This is a genomic window from Qipengyuania seohaensis (genome assembly GCF_002795865.1).
In the GTDB taxonomy this organism is placed as follows: Bacteria; Pseudomonadota; Alphaproteobacteria; order Sphingomonadales; family Sphingomonadaceae; genus Qipengyuania; species Qipengyuania seohaensis.
In genome coordinates this window covers 2,311,294-2,334,302 of the sequence record NZ_CP024920.1, presented here as the reverse complement: position 1 = coordinate 2,334,302, position 23,009 = coordinate 2,311,294, and the positions used below count along the sequence as shown (strand labels likewise).

General features: G+C 63.2%; 23 protein-coding genes. 14 read left to right on the top strand and 9 right to left on the bottom strand.

What is annotated here, in order from left to right; all coding sequences use genetic code 11:
• Nucleotide 1 precedes the first annotated feature (1 nt).
• Complete coding sequence (locus CVE41_RS11465) at nucleotides 2-781, bottom strand: outer membrane beta-barrel protein (protein WP_157799497.1); 780 nt, start codon at nucleotides 779-781, stop codon at nucleotides 2-4.
• Nucleotides 782-1,033: 252 nt separating this feature from the next.
• On the opposite strand from CVE41_RS11465, the gene CVE41_RS11460 reads away from it, so the two are divergent.
• The gene (locus CVE41_RS11460; protein WP_100260776.1) at nucleotides 1,034-1,705 is read left to right on the top strand and encodes an FAD-binding oxidoreductase; all 672 of its coding nucleotides are present in this window, start codon (nucleotides 1,034-1,036) and stop codon (nucleotides 1,703-1,705) included.
• A gap of 29 nt (nucleotides 1,706-1,734) precedes the next feature.
• On the opposite strand, the gene CVE41_RS11455 is transcribed toward CVE41_RS11460, so the two are convergent.
• From CVE41_RS11455 to CVE41_RS11445, 3 genes are all read right to left on the bottom strand, one after another.
• Nucleotides 1,735-2,871 (bottom strand): site-specific DNA-methyltransferase, encoded by a 1,137-nt coding sequence (locus CVE41_RS11455; RefSeq protein ID WP_100260775.1) that lies wholly within the window; start codon nucleotides 2,869-2,871, stop codon nucleotides 1,735-1,737.
• A gap of 211 nt (nucleotides 2,872-3,082) precedes the next feature.
• Nucleotides 3,083-4,003 carry an oxidoreductase gene (locus tag CVE41_RS11450; RefSeq protein ID WP_100260774.1) on the bottom strand — a complete coding sequence of 307 codons (921 nt, stop codon included), beginning with the start codon at nucleotides 4,001-4,003 and terminating at the stop codon, nucleotides 3,083-3,085.
• Nucleotides 4,000-4,626, bottom strand: coding sequence for a ribonuclease HII (locus CVE41_RS11445; RefSeq protein WP_100260773.1), 627 nt, complete (start codon nucleotides 4,624-4,626; stop codon nucleotides 4,000-4,002). Before CVE41_RS11445 ends, CVE41_RS11450 begins: the two co-directional genes overlap by 4 nt.
• On the opposite strand from CVE41_RS11445, the gene CVE41_RS11440 reads away from it, so the two are divergent.
• The 6 genes from CVE41_RS11440 to CVE41_RS11415 all read left to right on the top strand — a co-directional run bounded on the left by CVE41_RS11440 (nucleotide 4,625) and on the right by CVE41_RS11415 (nucleotide 9,617).
• Complete coding sequence (locus CVE41_RS11440; RefSeq protein WP_100260772.1) at nucleotides 4,625-5,809, top strand: PQQ-dependent sugar dehydrogenase; 1,185 nt, start codon at nucleotides 4,625-4,627, stop codon at nucleotides 5,807-5,809. The genes CVE41_RS11445 and CVE41_RS11440 overlap by 2 nt on opposite strands.
• Nucleotides 5,810-5,859: 50 nt before the next feature.
• Nucleotides 5,860-6,381, top strand: a complete 522-nt coding sequence (locus CVE41_RS11435) for a GNAT family N-acetyltransferase (protein WP_100260771.1) — start codon at nucleotides 5,860-5,862, stop codon at nucleotides 6,379-6,381.
• A gap of 38 nt (nucleotides 6,382-6,419) precedes the next feature.
• Nucleotides 6,420-6,968, top strand: coding sequence for a DUF1285 domain-containing protein (locus tag CVE41_RS11430; protein WP_100260770.1), 549 nt, complete (start codon nucleotides 6,420-6,422; stop codon nucleotides 6,966-6,968).
• Complete coding sequence (locus tag CVE41_RS11425; protein WP_100260769.1) at nucleotides 6,965-7,558, top strand: CoA pyrophosphatase; 594 nt, start codon at nucleotides 6,965-6,967, stop codon at nucleotides 7,556-7,558. The genes CVE41_RS11430 and CVE41_RS11425 overlap by 4 nt, the downstream gene beginning before the upstream one ends.
• 19 nt (nucleotides 7,559-7,577) lie before the next feature.
• On the top strand, nucleotides 7,578-8,762 hold the full coding sequence (locus tag CVE41_RS11420) for a CCA tRNA nucleotidyltransferase (RefSeq protein ID WP_100260768.1): 1,185 nt from the start codon (nucleotides 7,578-7,580) through the stop codon (nucleotides 8,760-8,762).
• Between the two features lie 276 nt (nucleotides 8,763-9,038).
• Nucleotides 9,039-9,617: a hypothetical protein gene (locus CVE41_RS11415; RefSeq protein ID WP_100260767.1), complete on the top strand. Its 579-nt coding sequence runs from the start codon at nucleotides 9,039-9,041 to the stop codon at nucleotides 9,615-9,617.
• 78 nt (nucleotides 9,618-9,695) lie between these two features.
• Here the strand turns inward: CVE41_RS11415 and parC are convergent, their stop codons facing one another.
• Nucleotides 9,696-11,993, bottom strand: a complete 2,298-nt coding sequence (gene parC / locus CVE41_RS11410; protein WP_100260766.1) for a DNA topoisomerase IV subunit A — start codon at nucleotides 11,991-11,993, stop codon at nucleotides 9,696-9,698.
• A gap of 98 nt (nucleotides 11,994-12,091) precedes the next feature.
• On the opposite strand from parC, the gene CVE41_RS11405 reads away from it, so the two are divergent.
• Together CVE41_RS11405 and CVE41_RS11400 are read left to right on the top strand one after the other, a co-directional pair.
• Entirely contained in the window at nucleotides 12,092-12,649 is a 558-nt protein-coding gene (locus tag CVE41_RS11405; RefSeq protein WP_100260765.1) for a type 1 glutamine amidotransferase domain-containing protein, read from the top strand.
• Nucleotides 12,650-12,752: 103 nt separating this feature from the next.
• Nucleotides 12,753-14,441, top strand: a complete 1,689-nt coding sequence (locus tag CVE41_RS11400) for a mechanosensitive ion channel family protein (RefSeq protein WP_100260764.1) — start codon at nucleotides 12,753-12,755, stop codon at nucleotides 14,439-14,441.
• On the opposite strand, the gene CVE41_RS11395 is transcribed toward CVE41_RS11400, so the two are convergent.
• From CVE41_RS11395 to CVE41_RS11385, 3 genes are all read right to left on the bottom strand, one after another.
• A complete protein-coding gene (locus CVE41_RS11395) occupies nucleotides 14,438-14,767 on the bottom strand; it encodes a 2Fe-2S iron-sulfur cluster-binding protein (RefSeq protein ID WP_100260763.1) in 330 nt (109 codons plus the stop codon). The two genes, CVE41_RS11400 and CVE41_RS11395, sit on opposite strands and share 4 nt — an antisense overlap.
• Nucleotides 14,764-15,870, bottom strand: a complete 1,107-nt coding sequence (locus CVE41_RS11390) for a cysteine desulfurase family protein (RefSeq protein WP_100261499.1) — start codon at nucleotides 15,868-15,870, stop codon at nucleotides 14,764-14,766. Before CVE41_RS11390 ends, CVE41_RS11395 begins: the two co-directional genes overlap by 4 nt.
• Before the next feature lie 217 nt (nucleotides 15,871-16,087).
• Nucleotides 16,088-17,134 (bottom strand): cysteine desulfurase family protein, encoded by a 1,047-nt coding sequence (locus tag CVE41_RS11385; protein ID WP_100260762.1) that lies wholly within the window; start codon nucleotides 17,132-17,134, stop codon nucleotides 16,088-16,090.
• A gap of 126 nt (nucleotides 17,135-17,260) precedes the next feature.
• Here CVE41_RS11385 and CVE41_RS11380 point away from each other — a divergent pair, with 126 nt between their 5' ends.
• Nucleotides 17,261-17,917: an alpha/beta hydrolase gene (locus CVE41_RS11380; RefSeq protein ID WP_100260761.1), complete on the top strand. Its 657-nt coding sequence runs from the start codon at nucleotides 17,261-17,263 to the stop codon at nucleotides 17,915-17,917.
• 154 nt (nucleotides 17,918-18,071) lie between these two features.
• Complete coding sequence (locus CVE41_RS11375) at nucleotides 18,072-18,743, top strand: energy transducer TonB (RefSeq protein ID WP_100260760.1); 672 nt, start codon at nucleotides 18,072-18,074, stop codon at nucleotides 18,741-18,743.
• A gap of 19 nt (nucleotides 18,744-18,762) precedes the next feature.
• Here the strand turns inward: CVE41_RS11375 and CVE41_RS11370 are convergent, their stop codons facing one another.
• A complete protein-coding gene (locus CVE41_RS11370) occupies nucleotides 18,763-18,972 on the bottom strand; it encodes a hypothetical protein (RefSeq protein WP_100260759.1) in 210 nt (69 codons plus the stop codon).
• Between the two features lie 121 nt (nucleotides 18,973-19,093).
• On the opposite strand from CVE41_RS11370, the gene CVE41_RS11365 reads away from it, so the two are divergent.
• The 3 genes from CVE41_RS11365 to CVE41_RS11355 are packed head-to-tail and all read left to right on the top strand — an operon-like array spanning nucleotide 19,094 to nucleotide 23,006.
• Nucleotides 19,094-19,459, top strand: a complete 366-nt coding sequence (locus CVE41_RS11365) for a DUF3597 domain-containing protein (protein ID WP_100260758.1) — start codon at nucleotides 19,094-19,096, stop codon at nucleotides 19,457-19,459.
• Nucleotides 19,460-19,497: 38 nt separating this feature from the next.
• Nucleotides 19,498-21,351, top strand: a complete 1,854-nt coding sequence (locus tag CVE41_RS11360) for a DUF885 domain-containing protein (RefSeq protein ID WP_100260757.1) — start codon at nucleotides 19,498-19,500, stop codon at nucleotides 21,349-21,351.
• Between the two features lie 23 nt (nucleotides 21,352-21,374).
• Nucleotides 21,375-23,006, top strand: coding sequence for an FAD-dependent oxidoreductase (locus CVE41_RS11355; RefSeq protein WP_100260756.1), 1,632 nt, complete (start codon nucleotides 21,375-21,377; stop codon nucleotides 23,004-23,006).
• Nucleotides 23,007-23,009 lie beyond the last annotated feature (3 nt).

Sequence of the window (23,009 nt, the reverse complement as noted above, 5' to 3'; positions counted from 1 at the left end):
ATCAACCGCCGAAGTTGAAGCGCACGCCGAGCGACACGATCGACTGCTGCGTTTCCACTTCAAGCGTAGCCGGAAGCAGGTTCAGTTCGACTTCCGGATCGTTGAAACTGTCGCGATAGGTGTACTGGGCGAAGATATCGAGGCCTTCGCTCACTTCGAAACCGGCACCTGCCATCAACTGGTAACCGAAGCTGCCGTCGCTATCGTCAGCCACATCCACGCCCGAAGGCTGGTAGTTCACATCGGTCCACTGATAGCCGAGGCCTGCGCCGACGAACGGCTTGAAGGTCGCGTCCGGTCCGCCGATGTCGTAATAGACGTTACCGAACAGGCCGAAGTTCGAGACATCGCCCTGCCCGTCGGCAATCACCGCACCGACGGTCGGGTTGGCATCGTCGGCGGCACCGCGGGTCAGCACGGCGACGTCGACGGTGTCGATATTGCCACCACCGACGGTGAGGCCGCTGTGCGTCTCAACGTCATACGAATTGTAGAACAGCTGGCCTTCGAAACGCAGGCCAGATGCCGTGGCATAACCGATGGCGCCGCTGGCTTCGAAGCCGTTGTCGAATTCGGTATTCCAGCCCACGCTGGTACCAGCCGGAATGGCACCGAAATCGTCGGTTGCGGCGATATCGGCGGTGGTTTCACCGCTGTTGTCGGAATCCGAGGGCAGAACGTAACCACCAGTTACGCTTACGTAAGTGCCCTGCGCAGCGGCTGCGCTGGGGATAGCTACCAGGCCGGCGGCGGCCGCGGTCGTGATAAGGATCTTGTTCAAGAGTCTTCTCCGTAATTTGGCCTGCGCTCGTTGCGCATCGGTTCGCCCAACGAGGCTGCGCAAGGCAGGTTCCGGCCAAAATTCGGGAACTTGTGGCAATTCTGCACTCTCACGATGACTGGTGCAAAAAGGGCGTTTATCCGCCATTTTCGGGGCTGCGAGCGACAGTCTTCTGGGAACTCCCCTTGGCTCTCGCCCATTGCTCGGGTTGCAAACAGCCCGGGTCCGTTCCGGACGCAACACGAGATTCCGATGCCCCATGAACTGACGCTCCACAGCATCCGCCCGGTCACCCACGACGTCCACGAATTGACTTTCGAGCGGCCGGAGGGCTTCGAGTTCCGCCCGGGGCAGGCCACCGATCTCGCGCTGGACCGCGATGGATGGAGGGACGAGAAACGCCCCTTCACCTTTACCTCCCTGCCCGGCGCGGACCATCTTCAGTTTACGATCAAATCATATCCTTCGCATGACGGCGTCACAGAACAGATCGGCATGATGGAAGCAGGTGACGGTGTCCTGATCGAGGGCCCGTGGGGCGCGATCGAGGACAAGGGTCCCGGTGTGATCATCGCCGGCGGTGCCGGTTTGACGCCCTTGCTCGCCATTCTTCGTGCGCGGCAAAAGAGCCATGGGTCGCTGGACGGCTACCGGCTGATCTTCTCGAATAGCAAAGAGAAGGACATCATTCTTCGTGAGGAGCTCGAGAAGATGCCGGGGCTCCGATTGGACCTCGTCCTGAGCGACGAAGACGTCGACGGGATCCACCATGGCCAGGTCGACGGCGATTTCCTCGACGAGGCAGGCCTCGATTTCGGCAACATGTTCTATTTGTGCGGACCCCCTCCGATGGAGGACGACGTGTCGAGCGCGCTCAAGGCCCGGGGTGTTTCTGAGGACCGGCTGGTCCGCGAAGCAGAATAGGATCGCAAACCGCCCCTTACGGCGTGTCCTCAGTCCTCGACGGCCAGCAGGTAGAGCTGGCGCGCAGCGTCGATCGGTTTCACGTCCCCATCGACTTCGTAATGCCAGAAGGTCCAGCCGTTGCAGCTGGGCGCGCCCTGCAATTCCTTGCCGAGGCCGTGAATGCTGCCGGTCTGCTTGCCGCACGCGAGCGACCCGTCGGCGCGGACGATGGCTTTCCAGCGCCGCTTCTTGTCGAACAGTTCGGTGCCGGGCTTCAGATAACCGTTTTCGACCAGCGCGCCGAAAGCCACCTTGGGTGCGCTGCGGCCCGCCTGCATCGTGGTGAGCGCGCTTTCGTCGAGCGGGAGTTCCTTCTCGATCCGCTTGATCGCAGCGTTGCGATAGACGCCTTCGCGCTCGCAGCCGATCCACTGGCGGCCGAGACGCTTGGCCACCGCACCGGTCGTACCGGTGCCGAAGAAGGGGTCGAGCACGACGTCGCCCTTCTCCGTGGTCGATAGCAGCACACGGTAAAGCAGGCTTTCGGGTTTCTGCGTCGGGTGAACCTTGGTGCCGCCTTCCTTCAGGCGTTCTGCGCCGTTGCAGATCGGCAGGACCCAATCGCTGCGCATCTGGAGCTCGTCGTTGAGCGTCTTCATCGCGCGGTAGTTGAAGTGATACTTCGCCTTCTCGCCCTGGCTGCACCACAGCAGCGTCTCGTGCGCATTGGTGAAGCGAGTGCCGCGGAAATTAGGCATCGGGTTCGACTTGCGCCAGACGATATCGTTCAGGATCCAGAAGCCCAGGTCCTGCAGGATCGCGCCGACGCGGTAGATGTTGTGATAGCTGCCGATGACCCACAGCGCGCCATCGGGCTTTAGGATGCGCTTCGCCTCGACCAGCCAGGCGCGGGTAAAATCGTCATAGGCCTTGAAGGTGTCGAACTTGTCCCAATCGTCGGTCACTGCATCGACATGGCTGCCGTCGGGCCGGTTGAGATCGCCGCCAAGCTGGAGATTGTATGGCGGATCCGCGAAAACAAGGTCGACGCTGGCTGTCGGGATGGAGCGCATGGCTTCCACGCAATCGCCTTCGAGGATCTTGCCCACGGGCAATTCGAGCGGGAGTTCGACCGCTCTTTCTGTGCGCTGAACGCGCGATTTCGTGGTCTCGATGACCCCCATGTGACCGTCCCCTTTGGCTTAGTTATCCACAGGGTGAGTCCAAACCGATTCCACGTCAAGCAGCTTCTGGGTTGCATATCGCTTCGACACACAACTCCTGAGGGAGAACGAAAGGAGTCCCCCACAAGATGTTGAGTCCGCACGAATTCGGCGGACTCAACATGATGCGGTGTGACCCGGAAGACTCTTTTCGTCGGTGTTTTCGGCTGGATTAGCTCTCGGCGGGCGCAAGACCCGGATCGACGCCGGTCAGGTCGATCGACTTCTCCCACAAGCGGGCAGCCAGCAGCGGGTCGCGGGCCGTGCGTGTGGCATAGGCCTTGCCCGATGCCTTGCCGCTCATTTCGCGGAAGCCCCAGCTGCCGAAATAGTCGCCGCCCTCGGCTTGCGGATCTGTGGCGGCCTGCAAGGCCGGGATGGCACCGTCCTCGGCAGAATTTAGGGCGAGCCCGATGACGGGGCCAAAAACGCTGCCGAGCAGGCCGAGGTGACGTGTCAGTTCCGTCTGCGCGACGCCCGGGTGGCAGGCAATCGATACGACCGGCGAGTTCGCGGCGCGCAGCCTGCGGTCCAGTTCGAGCGCAAAGAGAAGGTTGGCCAGCTTGCTCTGGCCGTAGAACTTCGTGCGCGAATAGCCGTGCCTCGCGTCGAGATTGTCGAAATCGATCTTGGCGCCCTTATGCGCGATGGACGACTGCGACACGACCCGCGCACCGCCGTCCTGCGCCAGCTTGTCGAGCAACAGGCCGGTGAATGCGAAATGTCCGAGATGGTTCACCGCGAATTGAGATTCCGTGCCGCCGATCGAGTGCGATAGCGGCGGCACCATGATCCCGGCATTGTTCACCAGGATGTCGATCTTCTTCTCCCCCTTCACCTTTTCGGCGGCCTCGCGGATCGAAGCGAGATTGCCGAGATCGAGGTGCAGGTAATCGAGATCCGCCTCCTCCGGCCCGCTCGCGATATCGTCCATCGCCGCTTTGGCCTTGTCCCCATCGCGGCAAGCTAGGATCACACGCGCGCCCTTGCGCGACAGGCCGCGGGCGATTTCCAGCCCGATGCCGGTATTGGAGCCGGTGACGATCGCGGTCTTGCCGCTCTGGTCGGGAATATCGGAATAGGCAAAGGTCACGCGAACATCTCCATTTGCGATACCGGCGCAAAGCTGCGGCGGTGCAGCGGGCTCGGTCCGTGTGTTCGCAATGCTTCGAGATGCTGGGGCGTTCCATAACCGGCGTTGCGCTCCCATCCGTAGTGGGGAAAACGATCCGCCGCATCGCGCATGACGCGGTCGCGATATTCCTTGGCCAGGATCGACGCGGCGCCGATTGCCTTTTCTTTGCCGTCGCCCCCCACGATCGCACGCGCGGGCCAGCGCCAGGCATCGCAGCGGCCATGCGGCGTCTGGTTCCCGTCGATGAGCACAGCTTCGGGCTCCTCTCCCAAAGTGTCCACCAGACGGGAAACGGCGAGCGTCATTGCGAGCATTGTGGCCTGGAAGATATTAATCCTGTCGATCTCCTCAACGCCGACGATGCCGAGGCCCCAAGCACAATTTTCGACGATTTGCGGCTCCAGCGCGGAACGGCGAGCGGCGCTGAGCTTTTTGGAATCGTCGAGGCCTTCGGGGCACGGGTTGCACAAGACCACGGCGGCAGCGACAACAGGACCGGCAAGCGGTCCGCGACCGGCCTCGTCCACGCCGATGATCAGCGGAGCTTGGCCCAGACCTTGTTCGGGAGATGAAGAGATCATGAAACGCCTATCGGTTATTGCCGCCACCCTATCCCCGCTGCTGATGGCCGCAAGCTGTGGAGGCGGTTACTCCACCGATGGAGGCAGCTCGGCGACATCGACGCCAACCCCGGTGGCAGGCGAATTCTCAGGCGAGTTCGCGATTACCGAACACGGATCGTTCGCCGATCCATGGGCTTCGGCCTTCCTCCCCGGCACCCGAATGATCTTCATCACCGAACAGGCAGGCAGCATCAAGTTCAAGGATCTCGCCAGTGGAAGGCTGGGCACTGTCACCGGCGTGCCCGAGGTCGATTATGGCGGCCAGGGTGGCTTGGGCGAAATCGCTTTCCTACCCAGCGAGGCAGGCCAGGGCACCGACCGCCGCACGATCTATCTGAGCTGGGCAGAAGCGGGTGAAGGCGATACGCGCGGTGCCGTGGTTGGTCGTGGCACATTGGTGTGCCAGCAGGCCGACGAGTGCAGCATTGAGGGGCTCGACGTCATCTGGCGCCAGGCGCCCAAGGTGACGGGCCGCGGCCATTATTCCCACCGCATCGCGTTCAGCCCGGACGAGCGATATCTTTTCATCACGAGCGGCGACCGCCAGAAGATGCAACCGGCGCAAGACACTTCGAACACGCTCGGCACCGTGGTGCGCCTCAACCTCGACGGCACTCCCGCTGCCGGTAACCCGCTGGCCGGACAGGGCAGCCCGAGCGACCAGATCTGGTCGTGGGGCCATCGCAACCTCCTCGGCATCGACTTCGATGCGAGCGGCCGCTTGTGGGAAATCGAGCACGGTCCGGCAGGCGGCGACGAATTGAATCTCGTCAAGCGCGGCGCCAACTATGGATGGCCGCTACGCTCGAACGGCGATCACTACGATGGCGACGACATTCCCGATCATACCGCCGACGACGGGTTCGAGAAGTTCGCGATCAACTGGACGCCGGTCATCGCGCCTGGAAACATGATTTTCTATCGCGGGGACCTGTTTCCCGGGCTCAAGGGCGATGCGATGATCTCCGGCCTCAAGACCAAGGCCTTGATCCGGGTCGAAGTGGATGGCGAGAACGCGCGCGAAGTGGCGCGTTACGACATGGGCAACCGCATCCGCTCTGTCATCGAAGGCCCGGACGGCGCACTCTGGGTCCTCGAAGACGGGGAAACGGGCCGCCTGCTGGAACTTCGCCCCGAATAAGCGAAACTTGGTCGACTTGATGGCGGTGCGGCCCTAATCGCCGCGCCGCTATGGCGACTATCGTACCCCTTTCCGCAATCGACCCTGCACTGGTCGAGCAATTGCTCGACGCGGCATTCGGGCAGCAGCGGCACGCGCGCACCGCCTATCGGATCCGCGAAGGGGTTGAAGCGCTCGAGGCGCTGAGCTTCGCCGTGCTCGACGAAGACGAATACCTTGCCGGAACCATCCAGCTGTGGCCCGTCGCCCTCGTCGATCCCGAGGGCAGGCCTCACCCTATGATCATGGTCGGCCCGGTTGCGGTCATGCCTGGACGGCAGGGCGAAGGTTTCGGCAAGGCGCTGATGGCGGCAAGCCTCGGTGCAATCGAAAGCGGTTTCGAAACCGGTGCCATGCCCTTGCCGCAGGTCATGATCGGCGACCCGGAATACTACGCGCGCTGGGACTTCACCGCGCAGCATACGGGCGGTTGGCACTGCCCCGGGCCCTTCGAAAAAGATCGGCTGCTGGTGCGGACCAGCAATCCCGGCGTGCTTCCGAACGAAGGCATGCTTGGACCGTGGCCCGCATAGAGTTGCGCTAAGCCGCGCGCCGCCCCAAATAGCGGGGCATGGTATATACCCCTCCCCCGGAACTTGCCGGACTGTCGCTGGCCCAGATTGCCGAGCAGGTCGAGGCGCGCAAGCTGCCTCCTGTTGAACAATGGACACCCGAACAGGTCGGTGAGAGCCATATGCAAATCCTGGAAGACGGCACCTGGCTACACGAAGGCAGCCCTATCTCCAGGCCGGCGATGGTCCGGGCTTTCGCGGGGCTATTAAGGCGGGAGGACGATGGGCGGTATTGGCTTGTCACCCCGTTCCAGAAGCTATCCATCGACGTCGAGGACGCCTGCTTCATCGCCACCGACGTCAGCGAGACGGAGGGCAACCTCGCCTTCCGCATCAATACCGATGAGTTGGTGGTCGCGGGACCGGACAACCCCATCCGCGCGGCTGGCGATACCGAGAAACCGCGCCTCTATGTCCACGTCAGGCGCGGCTGCGAGGCACGCCTCAATCGCTCGACCTACGAACAGCTCGCCCAGATTGCGCTGGGGAACGGCGAGGACTGGAGTGTGACCAGCGGCGGAGAGCGGTTCTCGCTACAGCCTGCATGAGCGAACTGTTCGATCGCCTCACCCACTTGTTCGAGCAGGGCCACGCCGCGCCCTCGCCCGAGCTGCTGAGCGACGAACGTTTTGCTGATCTAGACCGCACGGCCGATGCGGCAGTCCTCATCGCGGTGACGGACCGCGCCGACCCGACAGTGCTACTCACCCAGCGTCCGCGGACCATGCGCGACCATCCCGGCCAGGTCGCTTTCCCCGGTGGCAAACTCGACGAAGGCGAGCATGCCGTGGACGCCGCCCTGCGCGAGGCGTGGGAGGAACTGGGCATCGAGCGGCAGCACGTGCGGGTGATCGGCACGACAGACCGCTACCAGACCGGTACGGGTTTCGACATCACGCCGGTCCTTGCCACCGTTCCTCACGACCTGCCTATTCGTCCCGACCCGCGCGAAGTCGAAAGCTGGTTCGAAGCGCCGCTATCGCTCCTCATGCATCCGGAGAACTGGCGGGAGAACGAGGTTTTCTGGAAAGGCGCGATGCGCCGCTATTACGAGATGGATCACGAAGGCTACCGCATCTGGGGTGTGACCGCTGCGATCTGCATCAACCTCTCGCGGCGGCTGGCGTGGAAGGCATGAGCGTTCTAAAGGCGCTGCCATGACCCGCCTGCCCGACGCCGCCTGGACGAAGCGCACCGACCTCGCCGCCCTCGTGGCGGCGCTGGGTGCCGACAACACCCGCTATGTCGGCGGCGCTGTGCGCGACACGCTGCTGGCCAAGGCGATCCACGATATCGACCTCGCCACCACACTCGTGCCCCATGCCGTTATCGATCGCTGCAAGGAGGCGGGCATCCGTACGGTTCCGACCGGTATCGACCACGGAACGGTGACGGCGATCCTGCCGAATGGCCCGGTCGAAATCACGACCCTGCGTCGCGATGTCTCGACCGACGGTCGACGCGCCACGGTCGCATTCGCTGAAGAATGGCGCGAAGATGCGGCGCGTCGCGATTTCACGATCAACGCGCTCTACGCACACCCCGACACACTTGAGATCGACGATTATTTCGGCGGATTGGCCGATCTGGCAGAGCGCCGGGTGCGGTTCATCGGCGACGCTCGGGAACGTATTCGGGAAGATCACCTGCGGATCCTCCGGTATTTCCGATTCCAGGCGCGGTTTGGCGATAGTCCCGAAAGCGAGGCGATCTCGGCATGCTCCGATCTGGCGCACACGCTCAAGGGTCTCAGCCGCGAACGGGTGGCGATGGAATTGCTGGGCATCCTTGCCCTTCCCGACCCGCGTGGTTCGATAGCGTTGATGGCAGAGCATGGCGTGCTCGAGGTTATCCTTCCCGAAGCACGCGAGAGGGAGCAGAAAGTCCTTGCCGCGCTTGTCGCCCATGAGGCGCAGCTCGATCTAGAAGGTGATCCCGTCCGTCGTCTGGCCGCTCTCCTCCCGCCAATTCCCTCCATCGCTCAGGCCGTCGCCGCCCGGCTACGCCTTTCGCGCGCTCAGCGTGCGCGCTTGTCCTGCGCTGCCGAGCGCAAGGATGCGGATGCAGAGGCCCCGCGCGCTCTTGCCTATGCCGAAGGTATGGAATGCGCGCGCGACCGGCTGCTTATCGGGGGCTCCGACATAGCCCCGCTGTCCGGTTGGGATGTCCCGCGATTGCCGTTGAAAGGCGGCGAGATCGTTGCGCGCGGGGTCGGCGCGGGTCCGGAGGTTGCACGCATCCTGCAAGCCGTCGAGGCCCGCTGGGTCGAGGAAGAATTTCCCGACGCCAGCCGCGTCGCGCAATTGCTTGAAGAAGAGCTGTCCGCCCGTTCGCCTGGTTGATTGCAGCGTTGCAGCACGTATCCAGGACAGTTCGTCGCGCCGATCCTTCGGTTCATCCCCGGCTTCAGCTTGGCTTAAGCTGCACTGCAGCATAACTGGCTCACGCGGTTGCTTCCCAGCGATCGGTTTGTCATAGAGCGCCCGCTTCCTGGAGGGGGCATGCGGCATCGGCGTGAGGCTTTGTTCTCCGCAGCCGCTCAAATTTTCCACAGGACCCTTAGCGCGCACAGATGCGCATGGGGTTCGCATAATCTGAACAAGTTTAGGAGTTCGTCCATGAAGTTCGCAAAGCTGGCCGTCGCTGCCGTCGCACTCGCCGCCACCCCCGCCCTCGCCAACGAGCAGGTCGCTGCAGGCGCTACCGTGACCGGTCCCGAAGGCAATGCCGTCGGAACTATCGTTTCGGTCGAAAACGGCCAAGCCGTGCTCGACACCGGCAAGCACAAGGTTCCGCTGGGCGTCGAAATGTACGGCCAGGGCGAAACCGGCCCGACCATTACCGTGACCAAGGCCCAGCTCGACGGCATGATCGATGCACAAATCGCAGAAGCCAACGCCAAGCGTGACGCCGCACTTGTTGTCGACGCAGCGGTACTCAGCGCCGACGGTCAGATGCTCGGCACGGTCTACACCATCGACAGCGAAGACATGGCGATCATCAAGAGCGACGCTGGCATCGTCACGATGACACGCGATAACTTCGCCCTGGACGCTAACGGCGCGTTGATAGTTCTGTTCAACGCTGCCGATATCGCACCGAGCTTCACCCCGGTTCCGGAAGGCGCCGAAATCCTGACGCCGGCACAGGCTCGCGCAAAGCAGGCCGAAGCCGCTGCAGGCGATGCTGCCGAGTAAGCGAAGACTACAAATTCCCTGAGCCCAGTTTCAGGGTCGCAAGGGGCCGGGAGTGCGAAAGCGCTTCCGGCCTTTCTGCTATCCGAACCGGTTGTCGCGCGGGAAGCCTTGCGGCGGGAGGCGGCCTGCACCGCCACGCGCAACCTTCCACTGCCACATGTCGCCTTCGGTACGGGTCCGGTCGCCCTTGCCGCCCATCGTCCAGCTGAGCCCCTCTTCCAGCTTGAACGTGGTCGCATCCGACAGGCCACCATCGCGATAGCTTTGCAGCTTCACGCCCTGGCCCTTTGCGAGGCGCGGCAATTCCTCGAGGTTGAAAACCACCAGCTTGCGGTTGTCGCCGACGACGGCGACGTGGTCGTGCCCTTGCTCGATAGCCCGCGCAACGACCAGCTTCGCATCGCCCTTCAGATTGACGACCTGGCGGCCCTTTCGCGTTTCGGCGAGCATGGCGTCGGTGGTTGCGGCAAAACCCTTGCCGGTATCTGCGGCGAGCAGGACTTCCTGCCCTTCGCGATGGACGATTACGGCCGCGATCTGGGTACTCGTCTCGATGTCGAGCGTATTGCGGACCGGTTCACCGAACCCGCGCGCACCCGGCAGTTTGTCGGCCCCGAGCGTGAAGACACGGCCGTCGGCACCGACCAGCAGTAGCTTGTCGGTCGTTTGCGCGTGCAGGACAAAGGCCGGAGCGTCGCCTTCCTTGTATTTGAATTCCTGGTCCAGCGGCAGGTGGCCCTTGGCACCGCGTACCCAGCCCTTCTGCGACAGGATCACGGTGACCGGCTCTTTCTCGATCATCGCGTCCATGCTGAATTCGACTGCTGGTGCCGCCTCTTCGATCGTCGTGCGGCGGCGGCCCAGATCGGTGTCAGGTCCGTATTCCTTGCGCAGCGCATTGAGATCGCGCTTCAGGCGCGTGCGCTGGCGAGCCGGGGAGCCAAGCAGTTTCTCAAGCTCGTCCTGTTCTTTCAGCAACTCGTCCTTCTCATTGCGAAGCTGCATTTCCTCCAGCTTGCGCAAGGACCGCAGGCGCATGTTGAGGATCGCTTCGGCCTGCCGGTCGGTAAGCTTGAATTCCTCCATCATGACCGGCTTCGGCTCGTCCTCCGTCCGGATGATCTCGATAACGCGGTCGAGGTTGAGGAAGGCGATGATATAGCCTTCGACCAGCTCCAGCCGCTTGGCGATCTGTTCGAGCCGGTGGCGGCTGCGGCGCTGGAGGATGTCGATCTGGCTGGCGATCCAATTTTCGAGCAGTTCCTTCAGCCCCATGACCATCGGCGTGCGGCTGGCATTCAGCACATTGAGGTTGAGGCCGAAACGCGTTTCCATGTCGGTGAGCTTGTAGATGCTCTCCTTGAGCAGCTCGGGATCGACATTGCGGCTGCGCGGCACGAGCACGATGCGGATGGACTCGTCGCTTTCGTCGCGCACGTCCTCCAGGATCGGCAGCTTCTTGTCGGCAATCGCTTGTGCGATCTGCTCAATTAGCTTGCCCTTCGCGACCTGGTAGGGAATTTCGGAAATGACCAGTTGCCACTGGCCGCCGCCCAGCCGCTCGATCCCCGCTTCGCGATCTTCGGCCTTCTCCGCCTCTTCCGCATGGAAGCGCCCACGCACGCGGAACGACCCGCGTCCCGTTTCATAGGCATGGCTGATCGTATCCGCGCTTTCGGGAACGACCCCGCCCGTGGCGAAGTCCGGCCCCTTGAACAACTCCATCAGGCGCGGGTGTTCGACATGGGGATTGTCGATCACCTCCAGCGTCGCATCGACGATCTCGGCGACGTTATGCGAGGGGATATTGGTCGCCATGCCCACCGCGATCCCGCTCGCGCCGTTGGCGAGCAGGTTGGGGAAGAGACCCGGCATGATTTCCGGTTCTTCTTCCTCGTTATTGTAGGTCGGGATGAAGTCGACCGTGCCCGCGTCCAGCCCCTCCATCAGGCGCATCGCGGTCTTGGTCAGGCGCGCTTCGGTGTAGCGATATGCGGCAGCGTTATCGCCATCGATATTGCCGAAGTTGCCCTGCCCTTCGACGAGCGGATAGCGCAGCGCGAAATCCTGGGCGAGACGGACCATCGCATCATAAGCGGCCGTGTCGCCGTGCGGGTGGTACTTACCGATGACTTCGCCGACCACGCGGGCGGACTTCTTGAACCCGCTCGATGGGTCCAGCTTGAGCTGGCGCATGGTCCACAGCAGGCGCCGGTGGACCGGCTTCAACCCGTCACGAAGATCGGGCAGCGAGCGTGCGGTAATCGTGCTCAGCGCGTAGACGAGATAGCGTTCCGACAGGGCGGAGTCGAAAGGTGCATCAACGATCGCGTCGAACGGATCGACGCCAGAATCATCAAGATCGGTAGTGGCCATACGCCCTGCCCTATCAGAGCCACGGCTCGGCTGTCAGTACGGAACACAGCGCTGTCCCCACACGTTGCATGGGTAACAGAAAATCAAGGAGTTACCCTATGACAAAGCGCATCATGATCCTCGCCACCAACGGCTTCGAGCAGTCGGAGCTGATGAAGCCCATGGCCAATCTGGAAGACGCCGGTTTCGAAACCACTGTCGTGAGTCTCGAAAAGGGCGAAATCAAGGGTTGGGACCAGAAGGATTGGGGCGACAGCGTTGCCGTAGAGAAGACGGTCGACGAGATTTCCGACTGTTCGGGCTACGACGCTCTGCTCCTCCCGGGTGGCCAGATGAATCCCGACATCCTGCGTATGAACGAGCGCGCCATTGCGATCGTCCGCGAATTCGACATGGCGGGCAAGCCGATCGCCGCGATCTGCCACGCACCGTGGCTGCTCGCCGAAGCCGATCTCATCAAGGGCAAGACGGTCACCGCATGGCCCTCGATCCGTACCGACCTGAAGAATGCAGGTGCGAACGTGGTCGACAAGGAAGCCGTCGTCGATGGCAACCTCATTACCAGCCGCAACCCCGACGACATTCCGGCATTCAGCAAGGCGCTGATCGAAATGCTCGGTCAAACTGCCGAGAAGCGCGAACTCGAAAGCGCCTAACCGCTAGATCACTCTCGAGGAGAGAGGATGGCCCCGTCGCAGCAATGCGGCGGGGTTTTGTCCCTTTTTGGACCCTTGAGTGCGTGCAAGCATTGGGAATGGCATGGGGAAACAACAACTACTTCGCTCGATCCTGGTCCTGTTGCTCGCGGCCGCCGGCTTGTCCGCTCCGCCGGTGATGGCGCAAGGCATCGCGGTTGCGGAAGATAGCGAGCCTTACGTCTACGAGGTCGAGCAACTCGAATTCGAGGCCGGGCCGACCGCGCCGCTCGATCTCGACACCCCGATGGGGCTGATGGAAAGCTTCCTCGCGGCAGGCGAAGCGGGCGACTGGGAAAGCGCCGCCGCCGGTCTCGACATGGCCAATATCGCCGACGGAGACCCGCAGGATCTTGCGGCAAAACTCTATGACCTCGTCCATCGCTCCGTTCCGGTCGACTGGGCCGCACTGCCGGACCGCCCCGATGCGGTAGACACCGGCACGAGCAGCAAGGACCCCATGGCTGGCGTGCCGCGCCGTTCGATCACGATCGGCAGGCTGGCGTTGGACAACCGGTCCGTCCCGATCCGCATCGCCCGTGTCCAGGCACCAGACGGCGAACCGCTGTGGGTTTTCAGCCGCCAGACCGTCGACAATGTCCCAGCGCTCTACGAAGTCTACGGCCCGACCAAATTCGAAGAGATGCTGCCGGCACCCTTGCGCAAGCAAGCGTTCTGGACGCTGGCCTGGTGGGAAGTCATCGCCCTGCCAATTATCCTGCTCGTCGGTGCGCTGGCCGCCGCGCTGACCTATTTCGCGCTCAACCGTTGGCGCAAGCATCTCGACGAAGAGACCAAGCGGCACGGTGTCGTGAGCGCGGTCCACCTGCCGGCGACGCTGCTGGCCTTTGCCGGGACCATCGCGCTCGTAAGGGAAACCTTTTTCCGCCTCTCCGGTCCGGTGCGCGACCTGCTCGATCCCTTACAGCTCATCCTCATCGTCGCCGCCATCCTCGGGATCGCGCTCTCCGTGATCGAAGCGCTCTTCGATTTCGCCACCGACCGCCGGACGACCAAGCTGGAGGCGCCGGAAAACAACGAAGACCGCAATTTCTACACCAAGCTCAGTGCCATCCGGCGCATCATAACCGCAGCGCTCTTATTGGCGGGTGTGGGCTTCCTGCTGGTCGCCAGCAATATCTCTACCACCCTCGGCTTCTCCATCATCGCGTCGGCCGGCGTGCTCGGCCTCGTCCTCGTCTTCGCCGCGCGAAAGGTGCTGGGCGACATCATGGCCAGCGTCCAGATCGCTTTCGCTCAGACCGCGCGGATCGGCGATGCGGTCCATTACGACGGCCAGTGGTGCTACGTCGAAAAGATCGGTTTCACCCACTTGCGCCTGCGCACTTGGGACGAGCGCCGCGTCATCGCCCCTGTCAGCGCCTTCACCAGCGAAAGCTTTGAGAACTGGACCAAGAAGGACGCCAGCCTGATGATGCATGTCGAGTTGGAACTCGACAACCGCGCCGATGTCGAAGCGCTGCGCGAACCATTCTCCCAATTCATCGAGAACGACGACGACGTCATCGATCCCGAAGATGCCGTTTGCGAAGTCATCAACCAGAACGCCAAGGCGATGGTCGTGCGCTTCATGGTCCGCGCCGTCGATCCCAAGGTCGGCTGGGCAATGCATTGCCGCCTTCGCGAACACATGCTGGCAGCGGCCTCCAAGATGGACGCGGCGGCAGGCAACGAACCCGTACCCGCCTACATCCCGCGCGAACGCGAAGTGCGCATGGACGAGGCGGGTTAGCCCCTGCTCATGTCGTGGCTTTCCGCCGGGATCGCCACGCTCAACCCGTCGAGGCCGTCCTCAAGCAAGATCTGGCAGGACAGGCGGCTGGTGCGGCGCACGCCTGCAGCTAGGTCGAGCATGTCTTCCTCTTCCTCGCTTGCCTCGGGAAGCCGGTCGAACCAGTCGGCGTCCACGACCACATGGCATGTCGAACAGGCCATCTGCCCCTCGCACGTACCTTCCAGCGGCATGCCTGCTGCTTGCGCCACCTTCAACAGGCTGTCGCCAGCGATTCCCTCGGCTTCCACCCGCTTGCCATCGGTAGTGTGAAAAACGACCCTCATAGCGATCCCTGCGCCTCTGCTGCCTCGTTGATGATGCGCCCCGCCTCCTCGATTTCATCAAGCGTGGTGTAGCGCCCGAAACCAAGGCGGATGGACGCCTTGGTGAGTTTCTTAGGCAGGCCGATGGCTTCGAGCACATGGCTGGTGCGTCCAGATCCGCTGGCGCAGGCGGACCCTGCCGAGAACATCACGTTGCGGCACTCGCTCATCAACCGGCCCACATCGAGGCCGCCGCCATTGGGACCACGCGGGCGGATGTTGAGATTGCCGTGATAGCGCGCCTCCGCGCTGCCGTTGAGTTCCCACTTGTCGAAGATTTCGGTCGCCCGTTTCCAGAGCTTCTGCACGTGCTCGGCATCCTGCTCCATGCGATCCTTGGCCTCGGCAGCGGCAGCGCCCATGCCCGCAATCAGCGCAGGCGATAGCGTGCCGGAGCGAAGGCCGAATTCCTGCCCGCCGCCCGTCTGGACCTCGTGCAAATCGACCCCGTCGCGCACCCACAAAGCGCCCACGCCCTTGGGCCCATGGAATTTGTGCGCGCTGATCGCGATCATGTCCGCGCCGGTGACCTCGATCTTCCCATAGGCCTGCACCGCATCGCACAGGTAAAGCGCGTTGTTCTCCTTCGCCTTGCGGTGCCATTCGACCGTGGGCTGGATCACGCCGATCTCGTTGTTCACCTGCATCAGGCAGACCAGCCGGGTGTCCTGCGGCAGGTCCTGCTTGGTATTGCACTGCCCGTCCTTGGCGACGTTCAGCACATGGCATTTGCCCGCATCCTTCGCCGTGTCGAGCACGGCGGAATGTTCGATGGCGGACACGCTGACGGTCCCGCTGCCTCCGTCCCTTGCCCGCGTCCCGCGAATGGCGAGATTGAGCGCTTCGGTCGCGCCGGAGGTGAAGATCACCTTCCCGCCGGCGGGGAAGAGCGCCGCCACCTGGTCGCGCGCGAATTCGATCGCGGCCTTGGCCTCGCGGCCCATCTTGTGAGGGGAGTGCGGATTGCCGAACCCGGTACCGCCCGGCCCGTCGAGCCAGCGCATCATGGCATCGCGCGCTTCGGGGGCGAGCGGGGTCGTGGCTTGGTAGTCAAGGTAGATCATGCCGCTGCCCGTGCCGGGCAAAGGCGACGAAGTTTACACCCTGTCACCCGCCCTGAACGCGTCGAGACGCCCGGAATTGCGGGATTTTTCGCACGAGCCACCAGGGTGACACTTTGCTGCTTTGCGCGGAGAAAAACTGAATTCGTCATGGATCGGATCGTGGCCCGTCGTTCCGGAGTAGGAAAGGGATTGGCGGCGCAGGCGGCCGCGATGAACGTCATGCCTTCGCCAATTCAAGCCATACCTCGCAGAAGCGTTCCACTTCTTCGCGCGTGGTGTTCCAGCCGAAACTGGCGCGAATGGTCCGGTCGGCAACGTCGGCTTCGACCTGCATCGCCTGTAGCACGTGGCTGGTCTTCATCGTGCCGGACGAACAGGCGCTGCCTTGCGAGACCGAGATACCCGCCATGTCGAACCGCATGACCTGCGCGCTACCGCTCATCTTGGGCATGGCGATGGCGCGGATATAAGGCGTGGGGTCGGAAAGGCCGTCAGACAGGAATTTGCCACCGCTTTCGCGGCAGTGGGCAATAATTGCATCGAGCGGTTCGAGCACGAAGGGATCGAGATAGGGAGAGTGCGCAGCTTCCAGCGCTGCCGCCATGCCAGCCGCGCCAGGCAAATTCTCGGTGCCGCGTCGGTACCCGCGTTCTTGCCCACCCGCCGGTTCGAGCATCGCGAAGTCTTTCACAAGCAGTGCGCCAACTCCGATAGGACCGCCAAATTTATGCGCAGAGACTATTGCCAAGTCGCAAGGCGGAAGCGCGAGCTTGCCTGCGCTTTGGGCGCAATCGGCGAGCACGAGACCACCAGCTTGGTGCACCATTCCGGCAATCGGGGCGAGGTCCTGCCGATTGCCTGTTTCGGAATTGATTTGCTGTACGGCGACAAGCGGTCGCTCTCGCTGGACGGCTTCGGACAGGACCTCCAGATCGAGCGCTCCATCGGGCAGGACCGGCAGCCTTTCTGCATCGGGAGCCGCTTTCAGGATGGCATCGTGCTCCACCGCCGAAACCAGCCGTGCGCCCGTTTTTGCCTGACCCAGCGCCAGCGCCGCTGCCTCGCTCGCTCCGGAGGTGAAGATCACCTCCCCCTCCCAGCCGAGCGCCTGTTTCACCCGTTCGCGGGCATCTTCCAGCGCGGCGCGGGCCTTGCGGCCTTCGGCGTGCGGACTACTGGGATTTGCCCAAAGGTCGAAGCCTTCTTCCATCGCGGCGCGCGCTTCGGGGCGCAGCGGCGTGGTGGCGGCATGATCGAGATAAATTCGTGTCTTGACGGGACGTGCTCAATATAATTGCGATTTCGCAGCGAAACCCTATATAGCGCGCAACCTCGCGCAAGCCATATCCGGCCTGCGCCATCGAAAATTTCCGACAGGGTACATCTCCCCATGCCGACCGTGATCTTTCCCGGCCCCGAAGGCCGCCTCGAAGGCCGTTTCTCTCCCGCACCGCGTCCGCGCGCGCCCGTAGCGATGATCCTCCACCCGCACCCGCAGGGCGGCGGCACCATGAACGAGCAGATTACGCAGCGGCTCTACAAGACCTTCGTCAATCGCGGCTTCGCCACGCTGCGCTTCAACTTCCGCGGCGTTGGCCGCAGCCAGGGCAGCTTCGACAACGGGATCGGCGAATTGTCCGATGCCGCAGCCGCGCTCGACTGGGTGCAGCAGGTCCATCCCGAAGCGCAGGTGACCTGGGTTGCCGGTGTCAGCTTCGGTTCGCTCATCGGTATGCAGCTGCTCATGCGCCGCCCGGAAATCCGCGGCTGGATCAGCATCGGCGCGCCTGCCAGCATGTACGATTTCTCGTTCCTCGCACCCTGCCCCGCCAGCGGGATCTTCATCCACGGCGCGCAGGACACGGTGGTCCAGCCGGGCGCCGTTACCAAGCTCGTCGAAAAGCTGCGCACGCAGAAGCACATCACCGTGCACCACGAAGAAATCCCGCGTGCGAACCACTTCTTCGAGAACGAGCAGGAAGAACTGATGAAGTCGGTCGACAATTACCTCGACTTCCGCCTCGATCCGAGCTGCCCGATCAAGTGATCTGCTGACGGGCGGCTCCGACCCGATTTATCAGTAAATTAAAGCCTTTCCTGACAGGATCGCTGCGTCATCCGCGCGTCCAAACTCGTACCTCTTGCATTCATGGTGTAATGTTGTAACATTGCAGCCTAGAGTCGCAAGGAGAGGAAAGACTATGGCCTATGCAGATACAAGGAAGGCATCGCCGGCCGGCATGCTCGCCGCCATCGGTGTGCAGGCTGCCATCGGCTTTGCCGTCATCACCGGCCTGACCGTAACGGCAGGCATCGTCGAAAAGCCGGACATACTCGACACCTGGGACATCAAGGACGAGCCGCCGCCCCCGGCTCCGCCTCCGCCGGAACCCGCCACCGATGCCGTACCGGAAGTCGCCACGACACCGCCCATCACGGTGCCCAAGCCGGACCTGTCGCTGTCGGATATCAAGCCCGTCATCCCCACCACCGATCTGATCCTGCCGCCGCAGCCCATGCCCAAGCCGGGTCCGACCAAGCTCGATCCGGTCCCCTCGCCCACACCCAGCGGCTTCGATCCCGTAGGTGCCAAGCCGCGCAACGATCCGGGCCGCTGGCTGAGCGATCGTGACTACAAGTCGAGCTGGGCGCGCCGCGACCTGACCGGCACCGCAACTTTCAAGCTCGATATCGCGGCGACCGGCAAGGTGACCGGGTGCCAGGTGACCCGTTCCACCGGACACTCCGAACTCGATGCCGCAACCTGCGTGCTGGTCCAGAAACGCGCGAAGTTCGAGCCCGCCCGAGGTCGCTCGGGCGAGCCGGTGGCGGGAAGCTATACCGGCTCCGTCCTCTGGCAGCTGCCCGACTGAGCCTCCCGATCGGGCAGCGTCAGCGAGAGCCCCGTTCGACCTTGTCGAGCGGGGCTTCTCCGTCTGCGGTGGGTACCGTCCAGATCATCACGTTCACGACGGCGATGATCGCCAGCAGCACCATCAGGCCCGCATTCCTGAGATTGCCCGTCCGCTTCCACAGCATCCACGCGCCGAAAACCAGCAGGGCCGCAGCAAGAACGGTGAGCGATAGAACAGTGTCGAGCATGATTTCCCCGATTTTCGATGGGTGTATCCGGCGTTTGGCGGCGGAACGTCCGAACGTCTTTATCGTTTAACAAAGGTGCAGTCACTCTGACTGCGAAATCTTTCACAAAGGGGATTCAGCGATGGGTATTTTCAGCAAGATCAAGGACGCGATTTTCGGCAAGGAAGCCAAGGCGCAGGAAGCGCCGCCTGCCAATACCCCGGCCGGTGTCCCCCCGCAGCAGGACCGGAGCGTGCCCATGGTCAATGTCGAGAACAGTCTCGATTCCATGCCCGGCGCCGATCGCCTCAACTGGCGCACCAGCATTGTCGACCTGATGAAGCTGATCAACGTCGATTCCAGCTATGAAAACCGCAAGGCTCTGGCCCAGGAGCTTGGCCGCGAAGATTACAGCGGCACGGCGGAAGACAACATCTGGCTGCACCGCCGCACCATGCAGGAATTGTCGGCCAATGGTGGCCGCGTCCCGCCCGAATTCCTCGATTGATTTGACAAGGTGAGCGCGGCGGCCCCAAACCGCCGCGCATGACCACCCAAACCTTTGAAACCACCCGCCGCCAGTTCATCGCAGGACTTGGCGCGACCAGCGCTCTCACCCTCGGCGGATGCGCCGCAATCCCCCGTCCAGAAGGCATTTCGGCGGCTCAGACGATCGGTGCCGAGCGCCTGCTTGAAGTCGTCGGCTACAACCTGCTCGCCCACGAGCCGGAGCGCGCTACCGGACTTGGCGTCGATACCGGCCAATACGCGCATCTTCGCGGCAAGCTGGAAGACCAGTCGCCCGCGGGGCAACAGGCCTATGCGAACACTCTCAGGCAAGACCTCGAGCGCGTCCGCGCCTTCCCGCGCGAAGGCCTGGACAGCGAAAACCTGACCAATCTCGAAGTCGTCGAAAGCGCCTACGAACTCGCGCTCGACGGCTTTGCGCTTCCTTATGGCGACACGCCGGTCGGCAACTGGCGGACCGCGCCCTATGTCGTGATCCAGAACGTGCGCGAATACCTCGCCCTGCCGCGCTTCATGCAGTCGAGCCACAATGTCGAAAACGGCGACGATGCCGACGCCTATATCGAGCGCATGGAGCAGATGCCCTCGGTCTTCGATGGCGAGCTGGCCCGCATTCGCGCAGCGCGCGGCATGGGGGTCGTGCCGCCCTCCTTCCTGCTCGACAAGGCGATCGGCCAGATGGAGCAGACCATCGCCAGCGCCGGCAAGGGCGAGCTTTTCGCCGACGATCTGCGCGCCAAGCTCGATGCCAAGGGCATGCCGGAAAGCCACGCCAACCGCGCCCTGACACTGGAAACCGGTCCGATTGCCGAGGCACTGCAGCGCCAGCTTGCCGAACTTCGCGCCGAACGCGCCGTCGCCAGCGACGCGCCGGGCATTTCCGCGCGCCCTCAGGGCGAGGAATTCTACGCCTGGGCCCTGCGCTCCAGCACGACCACGCGCCTCACCCCCGACGAGGTCCACAACCAGGGCCTCGAAGAACTCGATGCGCTGCACGCGCGCATGGACCCGATCCTGCGCGATATCGGCTACACCAGTGGCTCGGTCGGCGAACGGATGCAGGAACTCGGCAACGATCCGCGCTACAAGTTCGCAGAAGGCGATCCGGGCCGCGAAGAGATCATGGAGTTCATCTGGGACCGGGTGAACTGGATCAAGGGCCAGATGCCGCGCGCCTTCAACACGCTGGTCGATCCCAACATGGAAGTGAAGCGCATCCCGCCGGCCGAAGAAGTCGGCGCGCCGGGCGCCTATGGCGGCGCGGGCAGCAAGGACGGCTCCATCCCGGGCCGCTTCTGGATCAATCTGCGAGACACCGACCTGCATCGCAAATACGATCTCGCCGACCTGACCTATCACGAGACGATCCCCGGTCACGTGTGGGAGGGCGAATATTCCAATCGCCTGCCGCTCATCCGCTCGATCCTCGCCTTCAACCCGTTCAGCGAAGGCTGGGCTCTCTATGGCGAACAGATGGCCGAAGAACTGGGCGCATACGACGAATTCACGGTCGGCCGCCTCGGCTATCTGCAAAGTCTCGCCTTCCGCGCGTGCCGCATGGTGGTGGATACCGGCCTTCACGCCAAGGGCTGGAGCCGCGAGCGCGCCGTCCAGTTCTTCGTCGAACGCAACGGCAGCAAGCGCGGCGAGGTGGAGAGCGAAGTCGATCGCTATTGCAGCTGGCCGGGGCAGGCGACCGGCTACAAGCTCGGCCACAGCCGCATCGTCGACCAGCGCTCGCGTGCAGAGCGCGAGTTGGGGAGCCGATACGATTTCAAGGCGTTCAACGATGCAGTGATCCTCGGCGGCAATGTGCCGATGGATGTGCTGGAGCGGAATGTGGAGCGCTATATCGCGTCCGCCTCCGCCTAGGGCGGAGTTGAACGGAAGGCCTGATGGAACAGATCGGCGAAGACCTGGAGACGATGCCGCGCGTTCCACTGGCCGACGAACATGTCGCCTGCCTGCGCGAACTCGGTACCGAGCAGACTTACGACAAGGGCGCGATGGTGGCCGAGGCGGGCGATGTCATGGATCGCTTCGTCTATGTGCTCGACGGAGAGATCGAGGTCGTCGACCCGTTTTCCGGAGAGCGCCTGCTCGAAAGTGCCCTCGGCCCGACTCAGTTCATGGGCGAGATCGCCTTCCTCAATGCCGGTTCGCATACGCTTCCCATGCGCGCGGCGCAGGACACGCGTACGCTGGAAGTGCCGCGCGAGGCCATGCTGGACCTCATGTCGCGCATCCCGGAATTATCGGACCACGTGCTGGGCGTTTTCGCCGCCCGCAGGCGCAAGCAGTTCGAAGGCAACAACAGCGCGATCAAGCTGATCGGTGCAGACCAGGATGCGGCAGTGCAATCGGTCGAACGCTTCCTCAGCCGCAACCGCGTACCCTTCCAGACGCTGGATCTCGACGGGGACGACGACGAGGCGCTGGAGGCGTGCCGGCTGGTGGAACATCGCCCGGCAGTGATCCTCGGACAGGACCGGGTGATTGACGATCCCAGCCCGCGCAAGATGGCCCAGTACTTGGGACTCGACATGGATGTCTGCCGCGAGACGGTTTACGACCTTTTGATCGTCGGAGCCGGACCCGCAGGCGTCGCAGCCGCAGTCTATGCCGGTAGCGAAGGGCTGCAGGCACTAGTGGTGGAAGACACCGCCATCGGCGGGCAGGCAGGCACCAGCAGCCGGATCGAGAACTACATGGGTTTCCCGACCGGCATCAGCGGCGCCGACTTGGTCTATCGTGGGCAGATCCAGGCGATGAAATTCGGCACCCGCTTCGCCATGCCTCGCCAGGTCTGCGGGCTGGTCCGCCGCGATGACGGCACCTTTTGTGCCGATCTCGACGATGGCGACCAGGTCTGCGCAAGAACGGTGCTGGTCGCCACCGGCGTGCAGTACCGCCGCCTGCCCCTCGACCGGCTCGCCGAATTCGAGAGCAAGGGCATTTTCTACGCCGCCACCGACATGGAATCCCGCTTCTGCGCGAAGACCGAAGCGGTCGTCATCGGTGGTGGCAATTCGGCGGGGCAGGCTGCAATGTATCTCAGCCGCACTGCGCGCCATGTCCACATCGTCGTGCGCGGCGACAGCCTTGCCGAAAGCATGTCGAAATATCTGACGGACAGGCTGATTGCCGACCCGTCGATCACCATACACTACCAGACCGAGGCGAGCGCGTTGCATGGCGACGATCACCTGGAAGGCGTAACGCTGAGCGGCCCCAATGGCGAAGAGGAGATCGCGACCAGGGCGCTGTTCATCATGATCGGCGCCGCGCCCAACACGCAATGGCTATCGGACCTGGCGCAGACCGATGAGGGCGGGTTCGTCGTGACAGGCAGCGATGCCGGGCGCAGTTCGCCCTATGAAACCAGCGCAGACGGTATTTTTGCCGTCGGCGATGTGCGCGCAGGATCCGTCAAACGGGTCGCCAGCGCCGTCGGCGAAGGATCGGTCGTGGTCAGCCGGATCTGGAACTACATCGACGGGCTGTTGCGAGAACAGCCCGCCGCTTAGGCG

Coding starts and splice junctions, on each gene's coding strand:
- CVE41_RS11460 (WP_100260776.1), top strand. CDS start 1,034: ATGCCCCATGAACTGACGCTCCACAGCATCCGCCCGGTCACCCACGAC.
- CVE41_RS11455 (WP_100260775.1), bottom strand. CDS start 2,871: ATGGGGGTCATCGAGACCACGAAATCGCGCGTTCAGCGCACAGAAAGA.
- CVE41_RS11355 (WP_100260756.1), top strand. CDS start 21,375: ATGGAACAGATCGGCGAAGACCTGGAGACGATGCCGCGCGTTCCACTG.
- CVE41_RS11445 (WP_100260773.1), bottom strand. CDS start 4,626: ATGATCTCTTCATCTCCCGAACAAGGTCTGGGCCAAGCTCCGCTGATC.
- CVE41_RS11405 (WP_100260765.1), top strand. CDS start 12,092: ATGACAAAGCGCATCATGATCCTCGCCACCAACGGCTTCGAGCAGTCG.
- CVE41_RS11435 (WP_100260771.1), top strand. CDS start 5,860: ATGGCGACTATCGTACCCCTTTCCGCAATCGACCCTGCACTGGTCGAG.
- CVE41_RS11430 (WP_100260770.1), top strand. CDS start 6,420: ATGGTATATACCCCTCCCCCGGAACTTGCCGGACTGTCGCTGGCCCAG.
- CVE41_RS11390 (WP_100261499.1), bottom strand. CDS start 15,870: ATGATCTACCTTGACTACCAAGCCACGACCCCGCTCGCCCCCGAAGCG.
- CVE41_RS11370 (WP_100260759.1), bottom strand. CDS start 18,972: ATGCTCGACACTGTTCTATCGCTCACCGTTCTTGCTGCGGCCCTGCTG.
- CVE41_RS11425 (WP_100260769.1), top strand. CDS start 6,965: ATGAGCGAACTGTTCGATCGCCTCACCCACTTGTTCGAGCAGGGCCAC.
- CVE41_RS11440 (WP_100260772.1), top strand. CDS start 4,625: ATGAAACGCCTATCGGTTATTGCCGCCACCCTATCCCCGCTGCTGATG.
- CVE41_RS11365 (WP_100260758.1), top strand. CDS start 19,094: ATGGGTATTTTCAGCAAGATCAAGGACGCGATTTTCGGCAAGGAAGCC.
- CVE41_RS11380 (WP_100260761.1), top strand. CDS start 17,261: ATGCCGACCGTGATCTTTCCCGGCCCCGAAGGCCGCCTCGAAGGCCGT.
- CVE41_RS11415 (WP_100260767.1), top strand. CDS start 9,039: ATGAAGTTCGCAAAGCTGGCCGTCGCTGCCGTCGCACTCGCCGCCACC.
- parC (WP_100260766.1), bottom strand. CDS start 11,993: ATGGCCACTACCGATCTTGATGATTCTGGCGTCGATCCGTTCGACGCG.
- CVE41_RS11360 (WP_100260757.1), top strand. CDS start 19,498: ATGACCACCCAAACCTTTGAAACCACCCGCCGCCAGTTCATCGCAGGA.
- CVE41_RS11395 (WP_100260763.1), bottom strand. CDS start 14,767: ATGAGGGTCGTTTTTCACACTACCGATGGCAAGCGGGTGGAAGCCGAG.
- CVE41_RS11375 (WP_100260760.1), top strand. CDS start 18,072: ATGGCCTATGCAGATACAAGGAAGGCATCGCCGGCCGGCATGCTCGCC.
- CVE41_RS11400 (WP_100260764.1), top strand. CDS start 12,753: ATGGGGAAACAACAACTACTTCGCTCGATCCTGGTCCTGTTGCTCGCG.
- CVE41_RS11420 (WP_100260768.1), top strand. CDS start 7,578: ATGACCCGCCTGCCCGACGCCGCCTGGACGAAGCGCACCGACCTCGCC.